The sequence below is a fragment of the Fimbriimonadaceae bacterium genome (genome assembly GCA_019454125.1).
Classification (GTDB): Bacteria; Armatimonadota; Fimbriimonadia; order Fimbriimonadales; family Fimbriimonadaceae; genus JALHNM01.
The window spans coordinates 2223788-2242537 of sequence record CP075365.1; the positions used below are offsets into that span (position 1 = coordinate 2223788).

General features: G+C 61.8%; 22 protein-coding genes and 1 tRNA gene. 10 read left to right on the forward strand and 13 right to left on the reverse strand.

The genetic code is table 11. The features are described from left to right. Positions 1–94: 94 nt before the first annotated feature. From rplT to infC, 3 genes are all read right to left on the reverse strand, one after another. Complete coding sequence (gene rplT, locus KF733_10875) at positions 95–445, reverse strand: 50S ribosomal protein L20 (protein ID QYK55505.1); 351 nt, start codon at positions 443–445, stop codon at positions 95–97. 79 nt (positions 446–524) lie between these two features. Next, positions 525–719 carry a 50S ribosomal protein L35 gene (gene rpmI / locus KF733_10880; GenBank protein QYK55506.1) on the reverse strand — a complete coding sequence of 65 codons (195 nt, stop codon included), beginning with the start codon at positions 717–719 and terminating at the stop codon, positions 525–527. Positions 720–751: 32 nt separating this feature from the next. After that, positions 752–1372 (reverse strand): translation initiation factor IF-3, encoded by a 621-nt coding sequence (infC, locus tag KF733_10885; protein ID QYK55507.1) that lies wholly within the window; start codon positions 1370–1372, stop codon positions 752–754. 229 nt (positions 1373–1601) lie between these two features. On the opposite strand from infC, the gene KF733_10890 reads away from it, so the two are divergent. Then, positions 1602–3755, forward strand: a complete 2154-nt coding sequence (locus KF733_10890) for an enoyl-CoA hydratase/isomerase family protein (protein QYK55508.1) — start codon at positions 1602–1604, stop codon at positions 3753–3755. On the opposite strand, the gene KF733_10895 is transcribed toward KF733_10890, so the two are convergent. Continuing rightward, positions 3752–4933: a VanW family protein gene (locus KF733_10895; protein QYK55509.1), complete on the reverse strand. Its 1182-nt coding sequence runs from the start codon at positions 4931–4933 to the stop codon at positions 3752–3754. The two genes, KF733_10890 and KF733_10895, sit on opposite strands and share 4 nt — an antisense overlap. Positions 4934–5314: 381 nt before the next feature. On the opposite strand from KF733_10895, the gene ilvE reads away from it, so the two are divergent. The 6 genes from ilvE (at position 5315) to dnaN (ending at position 9276) form a co-directional block, all read left to right on the forward strand. Then, positions 5315–6187: a branched-chain-amino-acid transaminase gene (ilvE, locus tag KF733_10900; protein ID QYK55510.1), complete on the forward strand. Its 873-nt coding sequence runs from the start codon at positions 5315–5317 to the stop codon at positions 6185–6187. Positions 6188–6192: 5 nt separating this feature from the next. Then, a complete protein-coding gene (locus tag KF733_10905) occupies positions 6193–6444 on the forward strand; it encodes a hypothetical protein (protein ID QYK55511.1) in 252 nt (83 codons plus the stop codon). Between the two features lie 35 nt (positions 6445–6479). After that, positions 6480–7238: a hypothetical protein gene (locus KF733_10910; protein ID QYK55512.1), complete on the forward strand. Its 759-nt coding sequence runs from the start codon at positions 6480–6482 to the stop codon at positions 7236–7238. 90 nt (positions 7239–7328) lie between these two features. After that, positions 7329–7874 carry a sigma-70 family RNA polymerase sigma factor gene (locus tag KF733_10915; GenBank protein ID QYK55513.1) on the forward strand — a complete coding sequence of 182 codons (546 nt, stop codon included), beginning with the start codon at positions 7329–7331 and terminating at the stop codon, positions 7872–7874. Beyond that, positions 7871–8158 (forward strand): hypothetical protein, encoded by a 288-nt coding sequence (locus KF733_10920; GenBank protein ID QYK55514.1) that lies wholly within the window; start codon positions 7871–7873, stop codon positions 8156–8158. Before KF733_10915 ends, KF733_10920 begins: the two co-directional genes overlap by 4 nt. 17 nt (positions 8159–8175) lie before the next feature. Beyond that, complete coding sequence (dnaN, locus tag KF733_10925) at positions 8176–9276, forward strand: DNA polymerase III subunit beta (GenBank protein QYK55515.1); 1101 nt, start codon at positions 8176–8178, stop codon at positions 9274–9276. A 7-nt stretch (positions 9277–9283) separates the two neighbouring features. Here the strand turns inward: dnaN and KF733_10930 are convergent, their stop codons facing one another. The 5 genes from KF733_10930 to KF733_10950 all read right to left on the reverse strand — a co-directional run bounded on the left by KF733_10930 (position 9284) and on the right by KF733_10950 (position 12730). Beyond that, positions 9284–9769, reverse strand: coding sequence for a MerC domain-containing protein (locus tag KF733_10930; protein QYK55516.1), 486 nt, complete (start codon positions 9767–9769; stop codon positions 9284–9286). A gap of 54 nt (positions 9770–9823) precedes the next feature. Beyond that, positions 9824–9899, reverse strand: a tRNA-Arg gene (locus KF733_10935). Positions 9900–10008: 109 nt separating this feature from the next. After that, positions 10009–11124 (reverse strand): hypothetical protein, encoded by a 1116-nt coding sequence (locus KF733_10940; GenBank protein ID QYK55517.1) that lies wholly within the window; start codon positions 11122–11124, stop codon positions 10009–10011. Between the two features lie 145 nt (positions 11125–11269). Continuing rightward, entirely contained in the window at positions 11270–11737 is a 468-nt protein-coding gene (locus tag KF733_10945) for a DinB family protein (GenBank protein ID QYK55518.1), read from the reverse strand. A gap of 27 nt (positions 11738–11764) precedes the next feature. Continuing rightward, entirely contained in the window at positions 11765–12730 is a 966-nt protein-coding gene (locus tag KF733_10950) for a LacI family DNA-binding transcriptional regulator (GenBank protein QYK55519.1), read from the reverse strand. 177 nt (positions 12731–12907) lie between these two features. On the opposite strand from KF733_10950, the gene KF733_10955 reads away from it, so the two are divergent. Together KF733_10955 and KF733_10960 are read left to right on the forward strand one after the other, a co-directional pair. Next, positions 12908–13306 carry a VOC family protein gene (locus KF733_10955; GenBank protein QYK55520.1) on the forward strand — a complete coding sequence of 133 codons (399 nt, stop codon included), beginning with the start codon at positions 12908–12910 and terminating at the stop codon, positions 13304–13306. A 159-nt stretch (positions 13307–13465) separates the two neighbouring features. Continuing rightward, entirely contained in the window at positions 13466–14488 is a 1023-nt protein-coding gene (locus tag KF733_10960; protein QYK55521.1) for a hypothetical protein, read from the forward strand. Between the two features lie 68 nt (positions 14489–14556). Here the strand turns inward: KF733_10960 and KF733_10965 are convergent, their stop codons facing one another. The 4 genes from KF733_10965 to KF733_10980 all read right to left on the reverse strand — a co-directional run bounded on the left by KF733_10965 (position 14557) and on the right by KF733_10980 (position 17471). Further along, complete coding sequence (locus KF733_10965) at positions 14557–14943, reverse strand: hypothetical protein (protein QYK55522.1); 387 nt, start codon at positions 14941–14943, stop codon at positions 14557–14559. A 719-nt stretch (positions 14944–15662) separates the two neighbouring features. Beyond that, positions 15663–16313, reverse strand: a complete 651-nt coding sequence (locus KF733_10970) for a YceI family protein (protein ID QYK55523.1) — start codon at positions 16311–16313, stop codon at positions 15663–15665. 42 nt (positions 16314–16355) lie between these two features. Continuing rightward, positions 16356–16826, reverse strand: a complete 471-nt coding sequence (locus KF733_10975; protein ID QYK55524.1) for a thioredoxin family protein — start codon at positions 16824–16826, stop codon at positions 16356–16358. A gap of 21 nt (positions 16827–16847) precedes the next feature. Next, positions 16848–17471 (reverse strand): PAS domain-containing protein, encoded by a 624-nt coding sequence (locus tag KF733_10980; protein QYK55525.1) that lies wholly within the window; start codon positions 17469–17471, stop codon positions 16848–16850. Between the two features lie 210 nt (positions 17472–17681). On the opposite strand from KF733_10980, the gene KF733_10985 reads away from it, so the two are divergent. Beyond that, entirely contained in the window at positions 17682–18743 is a 1062-nt protein-coding gene (locus KF733_10985; GenBank protein QYK55526.1) for a hypothetical protein, read from the forward strand. Positions 18744–18750 lie beyond the last annotated feature (7 nt).

Here is an 18750-nt window from a genome sequence, read left to right on the forward strand (position 1 = left end):
CCGACTCCTCGCGACAACCGCGCTTTTGACGGGGGACAAAGGAAGGAGCCCTGGCCAAACTCGGCCAGGGCTCCCGGGTTGTCGGCGGGCAGGTCTACGAAGCGGTCGCTTGCTGGACGACCTTCTTGAAGGCGTCCATATCCGCGATCGCAAGTTCGCTGAGCATCTTGCGGTTGACCTGCATGCCCTTTACGGTCATGCCGTGGATCAAGTCGCTGTACTTCACGCCGCAGAGCCGGCAGGCGGCGCTGATGCGGGCGATCCAAAGCCGGCGGAAATCGCGCTTGCGCTGCCGTCGGTCGCGGAACGCGTACTGGCCACTCTTCATGACCTGTTCGTGCGCGTTCTTGAAAACGTTCTTCTTTCGTTGGAAATAGCCCTTGGCGCGGGAAAGCAGCTTGCGGTGCCGCTTTTGGCGCATCAGGCCTCGCTTAATGCGTGCCATTTGTGTTCCTCAGTTTTTCGCGTGGTCTGACCGCTTCCCAGCCTCCGAGGGCGGTAACGGTACGAGGTTTCGAGTCCTTTCAGATGCAGAGCAGCCGGCGGACCCGCTTCTTTTCGGTGTCGCTGAGCACCGCTTCCTGGTCCAAGCGCCGCTTCTGCCCGCCCGATTTGTGGAAGAACATATGGTTGTTGTACGACTTGCGTCGCATGATCTTCCCCGTGCCCGAGATCTTGAACCTCTTGGCGGCGGTCTTCTTCGTCTTAAGCTTCGGCATTGCGGTCACCCCTTGTCGGACTGGACTGCGGACTATACCTCAGCTTCCGCCTCAGACTCCGTAGCCGGTCCCGGAACCACAGGCTTTTCGGCCTCGGCGGCCCCGATCGCCTGCTCCAACTTCTCTTGCATCACGGTCGGCTCGGCCCCTTCCCCCGGCTCCGCCGGGCCCTTCGATTCTTTGGCCTTAGCGGGCGGCTTGGGGTTGATCACCACGACCATCTCGCGGCCGCTCAAGGTCGGTTCCTTGTCCGGCTTTCCGATGTCCTCGACCGCGTTGATGATGCTCTGGATCTTGTCGCGACCGACATTGGGGTGGGCGAGTTCGCGCTGGCGGAACCGGCAGACGATGCGGACTTTGTCCCCGTCCAGCAGGAAGCTCCGGGTCTTTCTGGTCTGGGTGGCCAGGTCGTGCTCCGCGATATTGGGGCTGACCTTGACGCCCTTGACCTCTTGTTTGCCCTTGCTCGCCTTCTTGGACTCTTTCTCCCGCTTGTCCTTTTCGTACTTATACTTGCCCCAATCCACGATCCGGGCGACCGGGGGCTGGGCGTGCGGTGCCACCAGGACAAGGTCCAGGCCGGCCTCGCGGGCTTGGTTGAGGGCTTCGCGCGTCGTCAAGACGCCGGACTGCTGCCCCTCCGCGTCCACCAATCGGACCTCTGGGATCCGGAGCAGACGCTCGTTAATGTCTGGGCCGGGGGCCGGCCGCGGGCGGCGACCAGGAAAACGGCCTATCGATTCACCTCGCGCAGGAAAGGAAGCTGCATCTTCAAACCCTCATTATAGCGTCGGAACGGCAAGTAATTCACTGAACGTGAAAGACGTTCTAAACGGACGCTCCGCCACAAAGGCGAGCCGCACGGGCCAAAATGGCCCTTGAATGGTCGCGCAGCCACAAAACGTTCTCGTCATCGGGGCCGGCACGATGGGGAGCGGTATCGCTGCCCATCTCGCCAACCTCGGCTTTTCGGTCAGTTTGCTCGACGTCTCACCGGACTCAGTCCGGCACGCGTTCGACCGGGCCAAGAAAGCCCGACCGCCCCACTTCTATGTTCCGGGCACCGCCGAAAACGTCCGGCTCGGCTCCTTTGAGGCGGACCTCCAGTGGGTCGGCGAAGCGGACTGGGTTTGTGAGGCCATCGTCGAAAAACTCGATGCCAAGAGGGGCCTTTTCGCCCTTGTCGAGCCCCTGCTTCGCGAGGACGCCTTTATCTCGACCAACACCAGCGGCCTGCAGATCGAGCTCCTCGCGGAAGGGCGCGGCGAATCGTTCCGCAAACGCTTTCTCGGCACCCACTTTTTCAACCCGCCCCGCTATCTCAAGCTCCTAGAGCTGATCCCGACCGCCGACACCGACCCCGATGTGGTGCGCGCGATGTCGGTCGTCCTGGAGCGCGACTGCGCACGCCGCGTCGTCCTCGCGAAGGACACGCCAGGGTTCATTGCGAACCGGTTCGGAATGTGGTCCATGTTCCTCGCCACCCACGTCGCTGAAAAGCTGGGCCTCTCGATCGAACAGGTCGACCTCGTCACGGGCCCCCTGATCGGTCGGCCCCGGTCCGGGTCCTTCCGCCTGAACGACCTGGTCGGGCTGGACGTGATGGACGACATCGCCCGCAACCTCATCGCACGGTGCCCCGACGATCCCCACACGGACGTGCTACACCCGCCCCGCTCGCTCGCCTTCCTCCTGGAAAAAGGCTGGATCGGCGAGAAGGTCGGCCAAGGCTACTACCGCCGCGAGGGCCGCGAACTGATGTCCCTCGACCTCACCACGCTCGCCTATCGGGTGCGGCAGGAACCGGGCATCTCCAGCGTCGCCGCTCTTTCTAAGAGGCCGCTTGCCGAGCGCCTCTGCGAAGGGCTCAAGCTTCGCGACGAGGCGGGCGAGTTCCTCCGCGCCTACCTCCCCCGCACGCTCGACTATGCGGACTCACTGAAGGAGGAGGTCAGCCACAACGTGGAGGACTTCGACCGCGTGATGAAGTGGGGCTTTGGCTGGGAGGCAGGCCCCTTCGAAATGATGGATATGGTGGACCATCGCCCCCAGAAGTTCTACGTTGGAGGCGAAATGCGAGGGTTCGACGGCTCCATGAAGAGCCGGCCGGAAGAGCCCGAGTACCGCACCTTCAAAGACTATCCGGTCATTGAACAGCGCGAAGGCTTCAATGTGCGCGATATGGGCGACGGGGTCACGCTCATCGGGATCACGAACAAGATGGGCGTTTTTTCGCCCGCGGTCGTGCGCTCGCTCAAGTCGTTCCTCAACGATAAGACCGCGCAGAGGATCGTGCTCACCAGCGAGCAGCGCGCCTTCTCCGCCGGCTTCGACCTCCAGTTCATCCTCGACGCCGTGAACGAGGGCAGATATGCGGACGTCAACGCGGCCCTGGTCGACCTCCAGCAGTTGGGCGTCTTGCTCTCCCAAGTCCCCTCTGTCGCGGCCGTCTTCGGTTTCTGCCTTGGCGGCGGGTATGAGATGGCGACGTCCTGCTCCATCGTGGCCGCCCACCCGGAGACCCAGATCGGGCTCCCGGAGGCGAAGGTCGGCCTGGTACCCGGCGGGGGTGGGGTCGCCATGATGCGGCTCCGGTTCCAGCAGAGCGCCAAGAACCTGGTCGAGGCGGCCCGGCTCCTCACCCTCGGCGTCGTCGCCACGAACGCGGACGAGGCCCGCCATCTGGGTTATCTCCGCGAGGGCGACATCACCGTCTATAACGGAGACCGCCTTCTCACCGAGGCCAAGCGCCTTGCCCTGCAGGCGGTGGCGCATCCGAGGCAGGAGTGGGCGGCCGTGGCCGGCCCCGTCAGCGGCATGATCGACCAGATGCTCGACAACCTGCAAAAGGCCGGCGAGATCAGCGAACACGACCACAACATCGGGGACCGTGCCAAGCACGTGCTCGTGAAGTCCACCTCGTTCGAGAACGCGCTCGACAACGAGCGGAAGGCCTTCGACGAACTGCTGAAAGAGGGCCTCACGGTCGCCCGAATCAAGCACATGCTCGACACGGGCAAACCGCTGCGAAACTAGAGACCGGCGCCGTTGCCCGGGGCCCTGCCACTGGCAGGGTCGTACTCTGGGTTTCCGACGGGCGTGGTCGGGGTCGCGGCGGGCTTGGCAGCCGGTTTCGCCGTCGCGACCGCATTTGCGTTCGCGTCTGCCTTCGGCTTGGACCGGTTGATCCGGATCACGCGCGGCCCTCCACCATAGGTGCTCGTGCCGAGCGACTCGCGGGCGACCTCCTGGCCGTCGCGCATCACCACGCGGTACGAGCTGATGCGGTGCCCCGCGCCGCCCGGCTCCTGGACCACTTGCTTGCCCGGGGGCAGGCTCGAGTCTTCGATGTACCGGACCGGGTTGCCCCAGCTGGAGCGGCCCCCGGTCACGATCTCCACCTTGACGGAGGGGTCCTTCGTGCCGAGGATGCGGAACGTGATCGAGCCCCGCCCCGCCTGGGCCGAAAGCGCGATGGGCGTCGAGAAGGAGTTCTCAAAGGCGAAGTCCGGTGCCGGGTAGCTCACCGTGGCGTCCCGGCCGAGCGGGACATAGGCCACGGGCAGCGAGTGGTTGAAACGGGTCTTCACTTTGAGGTTCGCGTAAAGCACCGCGTTATAGAGCGTCGTACTGACCTGGCAGATCCCGCCCCCGATATCGAAGTCGTGCCTCCCGCTGACATAGACACCGGCGAGCTTGAACCCGTTCTCTTCAGTCCGACGCCCGAGGTGGCCGTTGAAACTGAACGACTCGCCCGGCATCAGGATGACGCCGTCGATCTTGGAGGCGGCCACGCGGATGTTGCTCGCCCGGTTCACGTTGCCCTCGCTGTAGTTCGTGGTGTAGCTCGCAACGACCTCTTTGATCTTGGCGAGGTCCTCATTGCTCACACGCGGCTTCGCGCTCCGCAGAGGCACTTGGACCGAATCGCCCGTGAAGACGGCATCCATCAGTCGCTGCTTCAGGCTCTGGTCGTCGACTTCGTACGAGACCGACTCCGGCACCGTGCGGACGGCTTTGCCGTCCCAGCTCACCTTCGCCGGGGAAGGCTTGGGAAGAGCGGCCGCGATCTGCGAGCGGAGGCTGGCCAGACCGCCGTTGCGATAGGCTACGACGGGCGCAAAGCGGCGCGGACTCGGCACCTCGCCGAAGACCACGCGCCGGCCCATTGCCCAAAAGTCCTCTCGGGGGAGCTTGGCCATCGTTTGCTGCAAGTCAATTTCTATACCAAGATCGCGCGCCGAAGCGGGGCTGACCTTTGAGGTGAGCGTATCGGACTCCAAGGGAATTTTGCGTGTGGCGACGCCTTCCCACCAAGCGGAAACCTTTGACTCCGCTTCCAGATCGGTCAGCAAACCGATTGACGCCTCCCCTACCTTGGTTCCTGGGCTAACCAAAGGTTTGTACTGAGATTCAGCGACTAAGAGTGCTGCCGCCCCTAATCCAATAACTCCACCGAAGACCCAGATAATTGCTGGGACATTCTTTCTCTGCTTTTTCGCCAAACGCTTAGCTCCTAGTCGGACGATATTATTGACGATCATCGGGCCGTTTCGATCCCGCAGACCCAGCGGGACCGGAGTAGACTGCCCTCCATGCCCCGGCTTGTTTGGCTGAACGGCTGCCTCTCGCCACTGGAGGAGGCCACGACCCATGTGGCAGACCACGCGCACCTCTACGGAGACGGTCTGTTCGAAGGGATCCGGATCTATGCGCGGCGCGTTTTCAAGCTTGACGAGCACCTCGAACGCGCCTACTTCGGTTGCAAGTACCTCGGCTACGAGATGTCGATCGCGATGCCCGAACTGCGGGCCATCATCCTGGACGTCTGCAAGAAGGCCGACATCGACGACGGCTACATCCGCCTCAACATCACGCGAGGGACGGGCCTCGGCCTCGACCCCCGGGCGGTCAAAACGGCCCCGAACGTGATGGTCATGGTCTCCTCCCTCTCTCTGTACCCGCCGGAGGCCTACGAGACCGGGCTTGAGGTCATCACGACCTCCTACCGTGTGATCAATCCCGACGCGCTCGACCCGCGCCTCAAGTGCATCGGCCGCTACGCGAGCAACATCATGGCCAAGGCAGAGGCCAACCGCGCCGGCGCCGGAGAAGGGCTGATGCTCAACGCCCAGGGCCACGTGGCCGAAGCCACCGGCGACAACATTTTCGTCGTGCAGAACGGCGTCCTGCGGACCCCGCACCGCGCCTCCGGCATCCTCCAAGGCATCACCCGCGCGACCGCCATCGAACTCGCCCAGCGAGAAGGCGTCGAAGTCCGCGAGGAAACACTGACCCGCTGGGACATCTTCAGCGCGGACGAGGCCTTCCTGACGGGAACGGCCGCGGAAATCATCGCCATGGTGAGCCTTGACACCCAGCCGATCGGGGACGGCAAGCCCGGGCCGCTCACGAAGCGGCTGACGCAGCTCTACCGCGAAGAGACGCGCACCGGCACCGAGTTCTGAAGACCGTGAGCGGACCCGTCGTGTGGATCACTTGGGAGGGCGAGACCGAAGAGGTCTCCCTCCACCAGGTGGACCGTGTGACAGGGTTGCCGGGCCTGGCGTCGCTGCTCCAAGACTTGCGCGCGAAACCGGGCAAACGGGACGACTGCCCTAGGTGCGGCAAAACCCTCGACCAGGTAAGAAAAAGCGGCCTTCTCGGTTGCCCGCTGTGCTATTCCGTGCTCCTGCCACAGCTCGCCCAACGTCAGAAACCGTAGTGCTCAGTTCAAATTTGGTATCGTTACGAGTCGTAATGCGGACGCTCTTGATCCGAAAGGTAGCCATTGCCTTCTTGCTCGCCACGACTCTCCTGATCGTCGGCTGCGGCGGAAGCGGGGGTGGCGGCGGTGCGAGCAACAAGAACCCGGAGATCCTGTTCATCAATGGATCGGCCGACGGCGGCGACCTCGCGTTCTTTTTGGACGACACCAATTTCAGCGGCCCGCTCAAGTACCTCGGCCGTTCTGCAGCCTTCCGCCGGTTCGAGTACCGGTCGGAAGCGGACAACGGGTGGGACCTCTCCCTCCGCCAGGCGGACAACAGCGCCGTGTTCGAGAACCTCTTCAAGATCTTCGACCGCGACAAGAGCTACCTTGGCGTGGCCTTTGGCATGAAGAAGTTCGTCGTGGGCGAAGAGGAAAAACGCCTCACCGAGTCCATCATCGAAGTCGACCGGGCCCGCCCCACAGGCAACCTCGCGAAACTCATCGTCTTCCACGGCTTTAACCGCGGGGCAGGCGACGACACCCCCAGCGTCATCTTCCAGAGCCCCGGCGACAACCCGCAGTTCAGCACCGGCAACATCCGCTATGGCCTCACCCAGACCATCACGGTGGACTCGGGCAGGTCCGATTGGGTGGTCAAGCGGGCCGACGGCGAAGCGATCTACGCGACCGTCTCCGTCGACCTTCAACCGTCCAGCATCTACCTGGTGATGATCGGAGGCGTCGAGGGCGCCGCTGCGGCCGGCGAGAGGCCCAGGGCCACCTTTATCAACATTCCTACCGATTAGGGCCGACGAATTCTTTCACTGACGGCAGCCCGGGATTTCTCCGGGCTATACTCACGGCCCCGCGCCTTTTTTGCGCGAGCCCACGTCCCTATGTCCGGCAGTCCGAAAGAAGACACCTTAGCGGAAAGGCGCTGGCTATCAGCCCTAGCGAACGGAGATCCGAGCGCTCTGGGCGGGATCTACGCGATCTACGGGGAAAAGATATTCCGGTACACGTACCGAATGCTTGGGAACCGGAGCGACGCCGAGGATGCTACGGCCGAGACGTTTCTACGAGTGCTCCGGCGCTCCCGGGACCTCAAGGCCGACGGGGCTTTTCGAACCTGGCTGTTCCGCATCGCAAGGAACCTATGCATCGACAAAATGCGCCAGCACAAGTTGATGGAGCTTCCGACCGACGCGCACTATACAGGGACGGAAGATAGGGCCGCTCTGCGGGTGACCGTGCAGCAAGCTCTCGACGAGCTGCCGCTCGAGTACCGGGAGCCTCTTATCCTCTGCGACTTGGAAGACGTCTCCGCCAAGGAAGCGGCAGAGACACTCAACATCAGCGTGCCAGCCCTCAAGTCAAGGCTGTACCGGGGGAGGCGCGCCCTGAGGGACCGCTTGGGCGGTTCGATAGAGAAACTGACATGAACAAAGAGTTCTACAAGCGATTGGTCGATCTCTATGCCGGTAACGAGCTTACGGAAGAGCTCACGGCAGAGATGGAGCAAGCGGCGATGTCCGACCCGGACCTGGCCGCAGACATGTTCGCCATGAAGAAGACCGTGGAGACGATCCAGGGCCTTCCCCAACCCGAAATGACCGCAGAAAGCGACGTGCGTATCAGACTCCTGATGAGGATGCGGGGGGCCGAGGTCCAGGAAACCGCGCCAAGCCCGTCCTTCTGGCAGTATCATCTCCCCATTCAATCCTGAGTCACGCGAGCCCCTAAATGAAGGTCACCGTCCCGCGTAAGGAACTGTCCCAGGCCCTGGCCATAGCCGGTTCTGCCAGTAGCCTCCGTTCGCCCCACGCCGTCCTCCAAGCCATCCTCATCGATGCGGAGGGCGCCCAAATCGCCCTCACCGGCTGTGACGGGGAGATGTGGGCGAAAGCCGTCAGCGTCGCAAACGTCCAAGAAAGCGGTTCCGTCTGCGTCCAAGCGCGGCTCCTCTCCGAGATCGTCAACGCTCTGCCGGAAGGCTCCGTCGACTTCGAGATCTCGGGCACGACGGTGCTCATGAAGCACGGGCAGTCCGAATGGAAACTCCTCGCCTTGCCGGCAGAGGAGTTTCCGCCTATCCCCGAGGTCGAGGAGCAGTCCCAGCTCACCCTCACCATGGGCGACTTCACTGAAGCGGTGGAGTCCGTCATCTTCGCAGTCTCCGACGACCTCAGCCGCGCCTTTCTTACGGGCGTGCTGTTCAACTACGACGGCGCCCTCCTCACGATGGTCGCCACCGACACCCACCGCCTGGCCGTCAACCGGCTGCACCGGGAAGGCATTGGCTCTCCGCTCAACGTTATCGTGCCGGAGAAAGCCCTCAAGACGATCAAGACCCTGCCCGTCGCCGCCGACGACCCCGTCACCATCCGTTTCGACGACACGCGCCTGATGGTCGACGTCGGCACCGCAAAGATCGTCGCCCAGCTTCTGAACGGCCAATATCCCAACTGGGAGAGGGTCGTCCCCGCAGAATTCACCCGCACCTGGACCATCGACCGCACCGAGCTCCACGAGAACGTGAAGCGCGCCATGATCCTGGCCAAGGACAACGCCAACCGCGTCCGCTTCAGCGGCGTGGGCGACAAGGTCGTGATCTCCGCCCGGTCCGAAGACCGCGGCGAAGCGAAGGAAGAAGTCGCGATCATCAGCAAGAACGGCGACATGGAGATCGCCTTTAACGGCCGCTACATCATGGACGCGCTCAGCGCGATTCCTGGCGACGGCATCGTCGCGCAAATGACGGAACCCTCGCGCCCGGCCGTGATCAGGCCGATCGAGAACGGGGAGGATCGCTTCTGCGTCGTGATGCCGATGGCGCTGGGCTGAGGAAAGCTTAAGCTTCGGCTTGCTGCGGGTTGTGGTCGGGTTCGGCCGCGTCGGCGATCGTGCACAGGCCGCAGGCGCAAGCCGCTTCCCGCATCAGCCGGTGGTTCCAGATGTGGAACGCGACGAGGGTCAAGCCGCCCAAGACCGCACCGATCGCCAAGACCGGGTTCTCATGGGAATGGGTGTGGGCGTGGCCCGTCGCCTCCCGCCCAAGGACCAGAACGGCATGGCTGGAAAAGACCAACCCGAGGCCGATAAACATGAGCGCCATGGGGCCCCACTTCTTGTGCTGCCGGAACCCGCGCCACGCCGCCCAGCAACCAAAAATCACGGCGGCGCTGATAAAGCTGGCCTCGACGAACGGGTTCGTGAGGAACGTCGCCCCGATGACTGGCAGCAGGCCTAAGAGCAGACCCGTTAGGGCGCAGTGCACTGCGCACAGGCCGCTCGCAAACGCGCCCAGTTTGTCCGCGTCAAAAGTGCGACGACCCATAAGACCTGCAACAAAATTACCTCATTGCGAGCCACGAAAGTGGGCCTGGAAGAGTGGCGCGCTCGAGAGGACTCGAACCTCCGACCCCCAGCTCCGCAAGCTGGTGCTCTATCCACTGAGCTACGAGCGCTTGAAGCAAGTAGGATACCGCTTTGCCCGCCCCAACTAAGGGCCTCGGAAAAGAAAACGGCCCCCGGCACGCTGGCCGGGAGCCGGATAGCAGGACAGGCTTTGCGGGCTTAGCCGCCGACCGTGAACTTCACGAAGTCGACTTCGTGGCACCAGAGGCTGGCGCCGGCCGGGCCGGTCTGGCGGATGGTGTAGCGCATGGTCACGCGGTTGTTGCCGGCGACGTAGCGGCTGAACGGAGCGGTGCCCGTCAGCGTGCTCGTGCTGAACGAAGTGTTCTTCACGTTGTCGAGGTCGTTGACCCACGTGTTGTTCGTCGTGTCGAGGAACTGCATGCGTTGGCGGAAGGCGCCGGTCGTCTGCATGCGCGACTTGACCTCGGCGGTCAGACTGCTCGGGTTGGTCCTCGTCGTCACCGTGAAGACTTCGACGTTGACCGGGTCCACGGCCTGGTTCGGCACGATGAACTTGCAGACGCGAAGCACGTTGCCATCGTCGGCGGCAAGGCTGCCGACGTTACCGGCGTCGACGCGGCCAAGCCGGGTGACAAAGCCGGTCGGAGCAAGCACCTCGTTAGTGCTGCCAGCGGTGGCGTTGAAGCTGAGGACGGGACCGTCGTAGTTGAAGTTGGTGTAGCCCGCGTAGGTCGCGGCGACGTTGGCCGGGCCGCTGACCTCGTCCGGCGTCACGACCAGGCGGACTTGGCTGTTCGAGTTGAGCTGCGAGATCAAGAGGCTCTTGGCCTGCGGGGTGAGGTTGAAGCTGAAGACGTCGGTTGTGCCGCTCGCGATCTGGCGGAACGAGCCGGGGCCCAGGTAGACGAGGGTCAGCTGGGTACCCACGCCCTCGGGGGTCACGCCGTCCAGCCAAACATAGGGAGAGGTGCCGGGGTCGATCGAAGTGGTGCTGTCGGTGGCGAGCCAGAACTTGATCTCACCGTCGATCGTGAAGGCCGCGTTGGCCTGGGTCAGGAAGACCTGGAAGTCCGTGATGTCGCCCACGTTGAACGGGATGTTGAAGTCAGAAGCCTTGAAGTCGGCGGCGCCCCAGCTGCGGAACTGAGGGGCGTTGCCAGAACCTTCGATGTTCCAGAAGGCCTTACCGTTCGTGCCGGGGCGGGGACCGGCGGCTTGGATCGTGCCGTTGTTGAAGGCTTCGGCTTGGTACTGGGCAAGCGAGACCGCGGCGAGGAACACCGCGAAAGACGTGAGGGTGAATTTTTGCATGGCTCTCCTGAAATGCGGCGAGAAGGCTCCGCACGCCGCCAGGTTACGGCCCCGGACAGGCGCCCGTGGTTAAGACTGTGTTAAGCCCCGTAAAGTCAGGAGGAAGTGCCCAAGAAGCCTGGTATCTCTGGCACCAGAATGCTCCCTATCCCATGGGATCTATGCCCAGTTGCTGGAGCAGTTGCGCGATTTGGCCCTCGTGGTACGCCATGTTCCACACGTGGTACTGGATGTTGTCCGCCACGCGGTGGTCTCCTGGAAAGGGCATCTGGGTGGTGGCGGCAAACTCCTCCGGCGCAAGGCTCCGCGTGAATTCCACCAATCGGGCCGTGTCCGCCTTAAGCCGCGCCTCAAGCTCCTCGACCGTCTTCAGCTGCTGCCTGCGCTCCATGTAGGCGCCCCATTTCTCCTCGTCCCAGTCCATCTTCCGGTCAGAGTAGATCTCCCAGTGGTCGCCCACGATTGTCGCGACCTCCTGGAACTGGTCCAGCACGCTGCGCACCCCCTCGCTCGGGGACCAATCCAGCTTATCCTTTGGCACGCGGTGCACCATCTTCAGAAAGGACTCTTGCTGGCGCTCGAGCTGGCGGACGAGGATATCGGCGGCAGTCATGGCAGGACGAATCCTACCCAAGTCGACTCACTCGCAAGCGACCAGCGGCATGGGCAAGAGCACGGCGCGCGGTTCCGCATCGGAGCCCTCCATCCGCTCACGCAGCATCTGCCAGGCAAGCTCCACTGCCTCTGGGACCGGCACCGCGGCGAGCGAGACAGGCGGGCCGCTCGCCAAACCTTCGCAAGAGCTGTAGTACGCCCACACCTGGCATTGCTGGGGCAACTTGACGCCGAGTGAAAGCAGCTTTCGCTCAACCACCAGGGCCGCGTTCATCGAAGTGCAAAAAACGGCCTTCGGGGTCGGCGAACCGTCCAGAAACGCCGTCAGCTCTTGGATGGAGGGCATCCCGCTCTCATCCTCCGGCTCCAGCCAACGCGGGCAAAGGCCGAGCTCGCTCGCCACCGCTTCGAAAGTCGTGCGGCTGTACTCCTTCCTCCGACGCCCGATGTGGCAAACCTCACTGATGCCGTCACCCGCGACCTGGACCAGCAAGTGCCGCAGGGCACCTGTGAGGTCCCAGAACACGGCGTCTGACTTGCCCCCTTCCGAATAGCCGAGGATCACCGCCGGGACGTCCGAACAGAACGGCTGGCTTTCAAGCAAGCAATCCGGGTCGCCCATCGAGAGCCAGAAGGCCCCGTCCGCCGGAAACCGGGGCAGCCTGAAGGAGCTCTCCCCCGTCCGCTGCGGGCGGATCTCGTGCACCATCAACTCGTAGCCGTCGAGACGGACGACCCGCGCGATCTCGCAAAGGGCGTCGATCGCCGCCGGACACGGCACTTCCAGGTGCGTCCAAACCGAGATAACGTAGGTCTTGCCCTGCCGCATGGCTTGGGCGAGGCGGTTCGGGCGGTACTCAAGCTGCTGTGCGGCCTCGGCGACCTTGGCGCGGGTCTTCTCCGCGATCCGGGCTTGGGGAGTCCCGGCGAGAACCTGCGAGACCGTTTGGACGGAAACTCCCGCAAGTCGGGCGACATCAGCCAACGTCACCCTCGCGGCACGTCTCGGATTACCCGACATCCGGGAATGATTTTACCGATTATGTTAAGAACCGCTTGTCCCCAAAACAGAGGACATTTAGAATTGTCGGCTTATCTTCCGCCGATTTGCCGGCTCTAAGGGACGCTTTGTCCCAAAGCGACCGCTACAGACTCGTCAAAGAGGTTTGTGGAGTCAGAACAGCAGGCGGTCACCCCGATGTTGGCGGTTCGCGACGCGGAGGCGGCAATCGAGTTTTACCGGGACGTCTTTGGGGCCGAAGAGATCGGCGAGCGGCACCCTTATGAGGGCAAGATCGGCCATGCCGAGCTGCGAATCGGCACCGGGCTCGTAATGCTGGCGGACGAGCTTCCCGAGTTCAACGTATCGCCCGAATCCCTTGGCGGTACCCCCGTCATCCTGCACCTGGAGGTGCAGGACGTCGACGGCATCGTCGCCCGCGCCGAGGTCGCTGGGGCCGTCGTCGTCCGTCCCCCTGAGAACTTCCCCTATGGCCGCACTTCGAAGATTCGCGATCCTTATGGTCATGTATGGATGCTAAATGGCCCGGTGGACGTTCAACTTTAGCCCACTCTTTGGAGGCAGTCTCAGCCATAAATTAAAGTCTTGAGCGAATAAGAAAGGCATAAGAAGGCACGCATTATGCCGGGTTCCGGGATTGAACGCTCGTTTATAGCTTTAGGAGAACTCCTTATGCGAGTAACAAGATTTAAACGATCGGCGTTCATGGCTGTCGCCCTTTTGGCGGCCGGCTTGGCGACGGCACAGCAGGATATGGGGCGCGACATGAATCGCGACGACAAAGACCGGAAGGGCCAGGACACCATGAACCAGCAGTGGGATTCTGGGCCTCAGAAGATGTGGCGTCCGATGAATGCCCAGCAGCTCGAGCAGTTAACGGCTTCTTGGCCACGGGAGATCCAAAACGTCGCTCGAGAAATGAGCGAGCGATACGGCGCTCCTGACTCCGTGACATCCACATCTATGATGTGGTACGGCAACGGGCCTTGGGCTTACACTTTGCTCACCAGTGACCCGGTGCCGCACAACTTCCCCACCCCCCACGACGACTTCCTGATGAGCGCCGTGGAATTCAAAGTTCCCGATTCTAAAGTTTCAGATCTCGCCCGACTCAACGGCAGCCTGATCTGGGACAAAACCTCAGGCATCCTCGCCGCCCGATGCAATAGCGAAGCGATGAACTTCTTGGCGATCAATGTCGCCCGAGAGGTCGTGGACGGGAAAAAGTCGGTCAAGGAAGCTCGCGCGTTCATGGCTTACGCGGCAGATGAATACATCAAGAACCGGGGGCGAGATGACGCGATGGCGAGCACCCGATACAGCGGGCAGGACGACGATCGGCAGGATCGCAATCGAGACGAGAATATGGACCGCCAACGGGATAACAACTCGAGTGGCACCCAGATGATCGACCGGACAGAGCGGCGCTATCGAGACACCGGTCAATACCAAGACTTCACGAGCACGCGCCGCGACCGGACAAGCTGGCAGTACCGGTCTCGTTCGACCCGCCAAGGCACGATGGAGAGCGCCTATTTTGGCTCGATGGATTCCAAACTGCGCGACTACTTCACTGGCTTCATGTTCGACCAGTATCGGGACAAGACCAGCGACCCGGGAACGTCGGTACGGGCTAACGAATACCGGACGAACTGGTCGGATCGAAACTCGTGGTACATGAGCGGCGATAATCCGTTAGATCCGTTCGACCACTGGAGGAAGAAGTAACACGGAAGCCGCGGTAGCCCTACAACTCTCTAAGCAGCACCCCGCCGGATGATTCCGGTGGGGTGGTTCTATTGCGGACGTTCAAATTCTGCGATGAGCGAACGAGGTGCTCGGCACCGCCAAGCTTCGATCAGAAGGGGCTCGATCTCCTCTTTCGAAACCAGCGGAAGCCGCACCAGGACCGCAGGGTAATTGTTGTAGTGCGACTCGGTAAAGAACGCCTCAGTGTTTGATTGAAGAAGAAGCTCTTTAGCCATCAAACTCGGCACTAGAACCGCGAGTACGTCCAAATTCGGTGTGCGGGCCTTTTTGGGCTCTAAGCGTTCGAGCCAGGACCAGCAATATCCTTTAAGCTTTCCCTTGATTTCCACAGACAACCCAAACTGTGCGCCTGCACCCTCCACAGTCCCAGGGAGGGTCGATCCAATCTCGCGAACGTCTTCTAAGGTGGCCATAACATTTCAGCCGCGCAAAGTCGTGCGCGACCCGTTGCTCTACACTTAAATTATGGCCTCATGCGCCGATTGCCCCTAACACTCTTCGTCGTCCTCTCCCCACGAGGAATCCAGATGATCGCTATGACGAGCGAGTCGATAGGCTGTTTTGGTTAAATCTGAGGAATCTTGACGAAATTGACGTAACCGAGGTTTAGCCCACCGCCTTGCGGGTATAATAGAGGTGCTTCCTTTGGTGCGCCGTCAGAATCCATTGGATTGCGGCCCGAAGCATCGTTTGCTTTGCTGATTGCGACCTTGAATTTTCGAACCCTTATTATTCTGAACCTTCCCTCTGGAGCCTCGGCTGAGAGCCTTCACAAGCTCTTCGCGTGCTTCGACTGCCAGAACATTCGCGTAGACATCGACGGGCGGTCTGCCCTCATGGAAGTACCCATCGAGCTTGTAGGGCCAGCGATTCGCGCCCGGGACGGGGTCGTCTTCGATGGAGCGACGATCGCCGTGCGCGAGGCTCCTTGCCTCCCCCCACCCATTGAGATACCGCGGTCACGCCACCTTTAGCGGCTCCGGCGCTCTCAGCTTCCGGACCGATAGTGGAACGACCTCGTAAAGGCTTGTTCTGCGTAGGAATCCCCGATTTCCGACACGCGCGACGAGTGACAGATCCCTCTGGCAGAACGACTCCCCAGAGCCCGACTCTTCCCACAAGACCGGCGCGGCTATTCTGCCTTGATCGCCTCGAAAGAAATTCGCACGATCACCTCGTCGCTCAGAGGCAGCGTTCCATTGGGCATCTTTTCCATGCTGCCCACCCCAAAATCGCTGCGCTTTATCTTGATCGGTTCTGCGACAACACCAATCCTCTCTTGCGGGCCGGCCTTTATGGGGCCGTAATGCTTAAAGGGGATCGTGACCTCCTTACTCTTACCTCTTAGGGTGAGCTCTCCCGTCACCGTGTAGCCCTCGCCATTCCTCGAAACTTTCGAGCTTTTGAAAGTCATCGTCGGATATTGCTCGGCTGAGAAGTATCTCTCCGACCTCAGGTCTTGGTCTCGCATCGGGACGGCGGTATTGATCGAGGCGACCTCCGCGCTGAATTCGACCCTCGACTTGGTCAGATCTGCCGGGTCTTCATGGATCGTGCCTTCGAATTTATCGAACCGGCCGTGAACTTCGGAAAGTCCGAGGTGGTTGATTTCGAACCCGATATGCGCGTGCATGGAGTCGATCTTGAACGTGGCCTCCTCTGTAAACACGCTCGCGGCGCCTTTGCTCCGAACCGGGTCGGCATTGGCGACACCGGGGTGGAAGGCCCCGACGCCGAAACTGAGGACGGCAAGGGAAACCGCAGTAAGACTCAATCGTTTCACCCCGCTATTCTGCCATAGTCGGGGCGAGATCCAGGCGCACGGTCACTTGCGTGCCCACTTGTTCAGGAAAGCCATCACTTTGTCATGGTCGTGATGGTCGCCACTTTCCAGGGCCCCTGTGTCCTGCGAACACAAGACTTTGCCCTTTTCATCGAGGACGAAAAGGTGCGGGAAGGCTTCGACCTTCCCGTACTTTTTCAACACCGCCTCGTTGGTGTTCTCCTCGCTATAGTTGATCTTGATCACGACGTAGTGTTTCTTAAGCGTCTTTGCGACTTCCACGTCTTCGCGAAACATCTTGTCTAGCTTGTGGCACCAAGGACACCATTCGCCGCCGACGTCCAGGAGGACGCGCTTGCCCTGTTTGCGGGCCAGTTCCACCCCATAGGCAACGTCCTTTGCCGCATCGCGCGTGGGGTCGAACTTCTCCTGTTTGTCGGCCGCGACCTTTTGAGCGAGCGCGGGCACTACCAGGGATGTGAGGAGGATCGCGGCGAAGAGTCGCTTTAGCATAGTGTCACCTACTACCGGACATTATAAACCAGCGTCGTCTGTCGAGCGCGCTTTTCGCAATATCACCACCGCGATCGTGCTGTCCGGATAGCGCGCGACGTTCACGGTGACGAAACCCAGGATACGGTTCCCGTGGTAGTCCAGGATCTCGACCGGTTGGCCGTGGGCCACTTCGACGCGCCGCGGGGTTTCGACCAGGTCGCGGCGGTATTCGCGATGCGCATCGTGAAACTCTTCAGGGATAAACTTGCCCACACGCACGCCGGAAAACTTTTCGATGGGGCATGCCAGCATTTCGGCCGCAAGCTGGTTCCCCCGGAGGACGACCCCGGCCGGGTCGACCGCCAGCATCGCTTCAGGGGCCGCATCAAGGATGTGCTCCATCTTCGCGAAATCGCGGCGAAGTTCCTCCTCCCGAACCGCCATCTTGCGCAACTCTTCTTTGAGGGCGGCGATGTCGGCTTCGGTCGACGCCCGCACGAAGGCGGCCACGAGTTCGGTCCGAGGATGTTGGCCGATCTTAGCCCTTATCCGCGACCAATAAGTTATCACCGTCGTGGCGGAGATGCCGAGCTTAACGGCGATTCCTTTGTCGGTTAAGCCCTGTGCGGCAAGTTCGAGAACTCGCCGTTCCCGGGGCGACATTGTAACGACCATCCTAGGAGTGTCCCGATCCTTGAGGACAGAGTTATTATGGCAGACCCGACGCATAGCCCCCTGCCATTATCCGAACGTGAGTAATCGAACCGTCTATACCGGGGACGGTATCGCGCAGAATCAGCGAGCGAAGGAGGTTAGCCGGTGAACAACCTCTTTCCATCCGCCGATCCTATCCCTCTGCCGGCTCCAGTCTGGTTGATCAAGCTCCTGAGCGTCCTGACTCTCGGCCTGCACTTCTCCGCGGTCATGATCCTGGTGGGAAGCCTGGTGCTCGTCATCTGGCTGAACGTCAGGGCAAGGTCTGCAAAGGACGTGGGGCTCCTCGGTGCAAGTTACACCTTGGCCAAGCGCCTCCCCGTTGTGATGACTTTCGTCATCAACTTGGGCGTACCGCCCCTCCTTTTTGTCCAAGTCCTATACGGTCAGCAAATCTATAGCAGCAGCGTCTTGATCGGAGCCGTCTGGTTCTCGATCCTCCTGTTGTTGATGCTTTCTTACTGGTTGCTCTATCGCACCATCGCCGCGATGGAAAAGGGAAGGGCGGCATGGCACATAGCCCTGTTCACGCTTCTTATCGTGCTTGGGATCGGGCAGATCTACGCGTTTAACATGACGCTCATGCTGCACCCGGAAGTATGGCAAGCCATGTACCAGAAGAGCCCGGTGGGGCTCCAAGGTTTCAGCGGCGACCCGACCACCTCGTCCCGATGGCTCTTCGTCATGAGCGGCGGGCCGCTGATCGGCGGGCTCTGGGCTGCGCTGCTGAGCAACATGGTCTATCTGCAGGAAGGCGTCCGCAACGCCCTGCGACGGTCGGGCGGCATGCTCGCCGGAGTCGGCGCGCTGCCGATGCTCTTCTTCGGATGGCGGATCGTGACGGGCCAGCCCGAGCACGTGCTCTCCGCGATCATGGCGTCCCCCATGCACCAGGTCTCACTTCTGGCCAGCGCCGCGACCATTTTGCTGGGCGGCTTGCTCGGGCTGGTCCAAGGGCTCGGCAAGACGAACACGCTCATCGGCAGCCTTGGCCTCGTCCTCGGCCTCGTCGCCAACGTGGCGGCCGGCATCGTCCGGGACGGCATCCGCGACTTCACGCTACAGCCGAAAGGGTTCGACGTGAACCTGACGCCCGTGTACCCGAACTGGAGCGTCCTCGTCGTCTTCCTGCTCCTCTTTGTGGCGATGCTCGGCGTCGTTTACTGGCTCCTGCAAGTTATGCGCAAAGCAACCCCGCCGACCGAGGAGGTGGCCCTATGAGCGAATC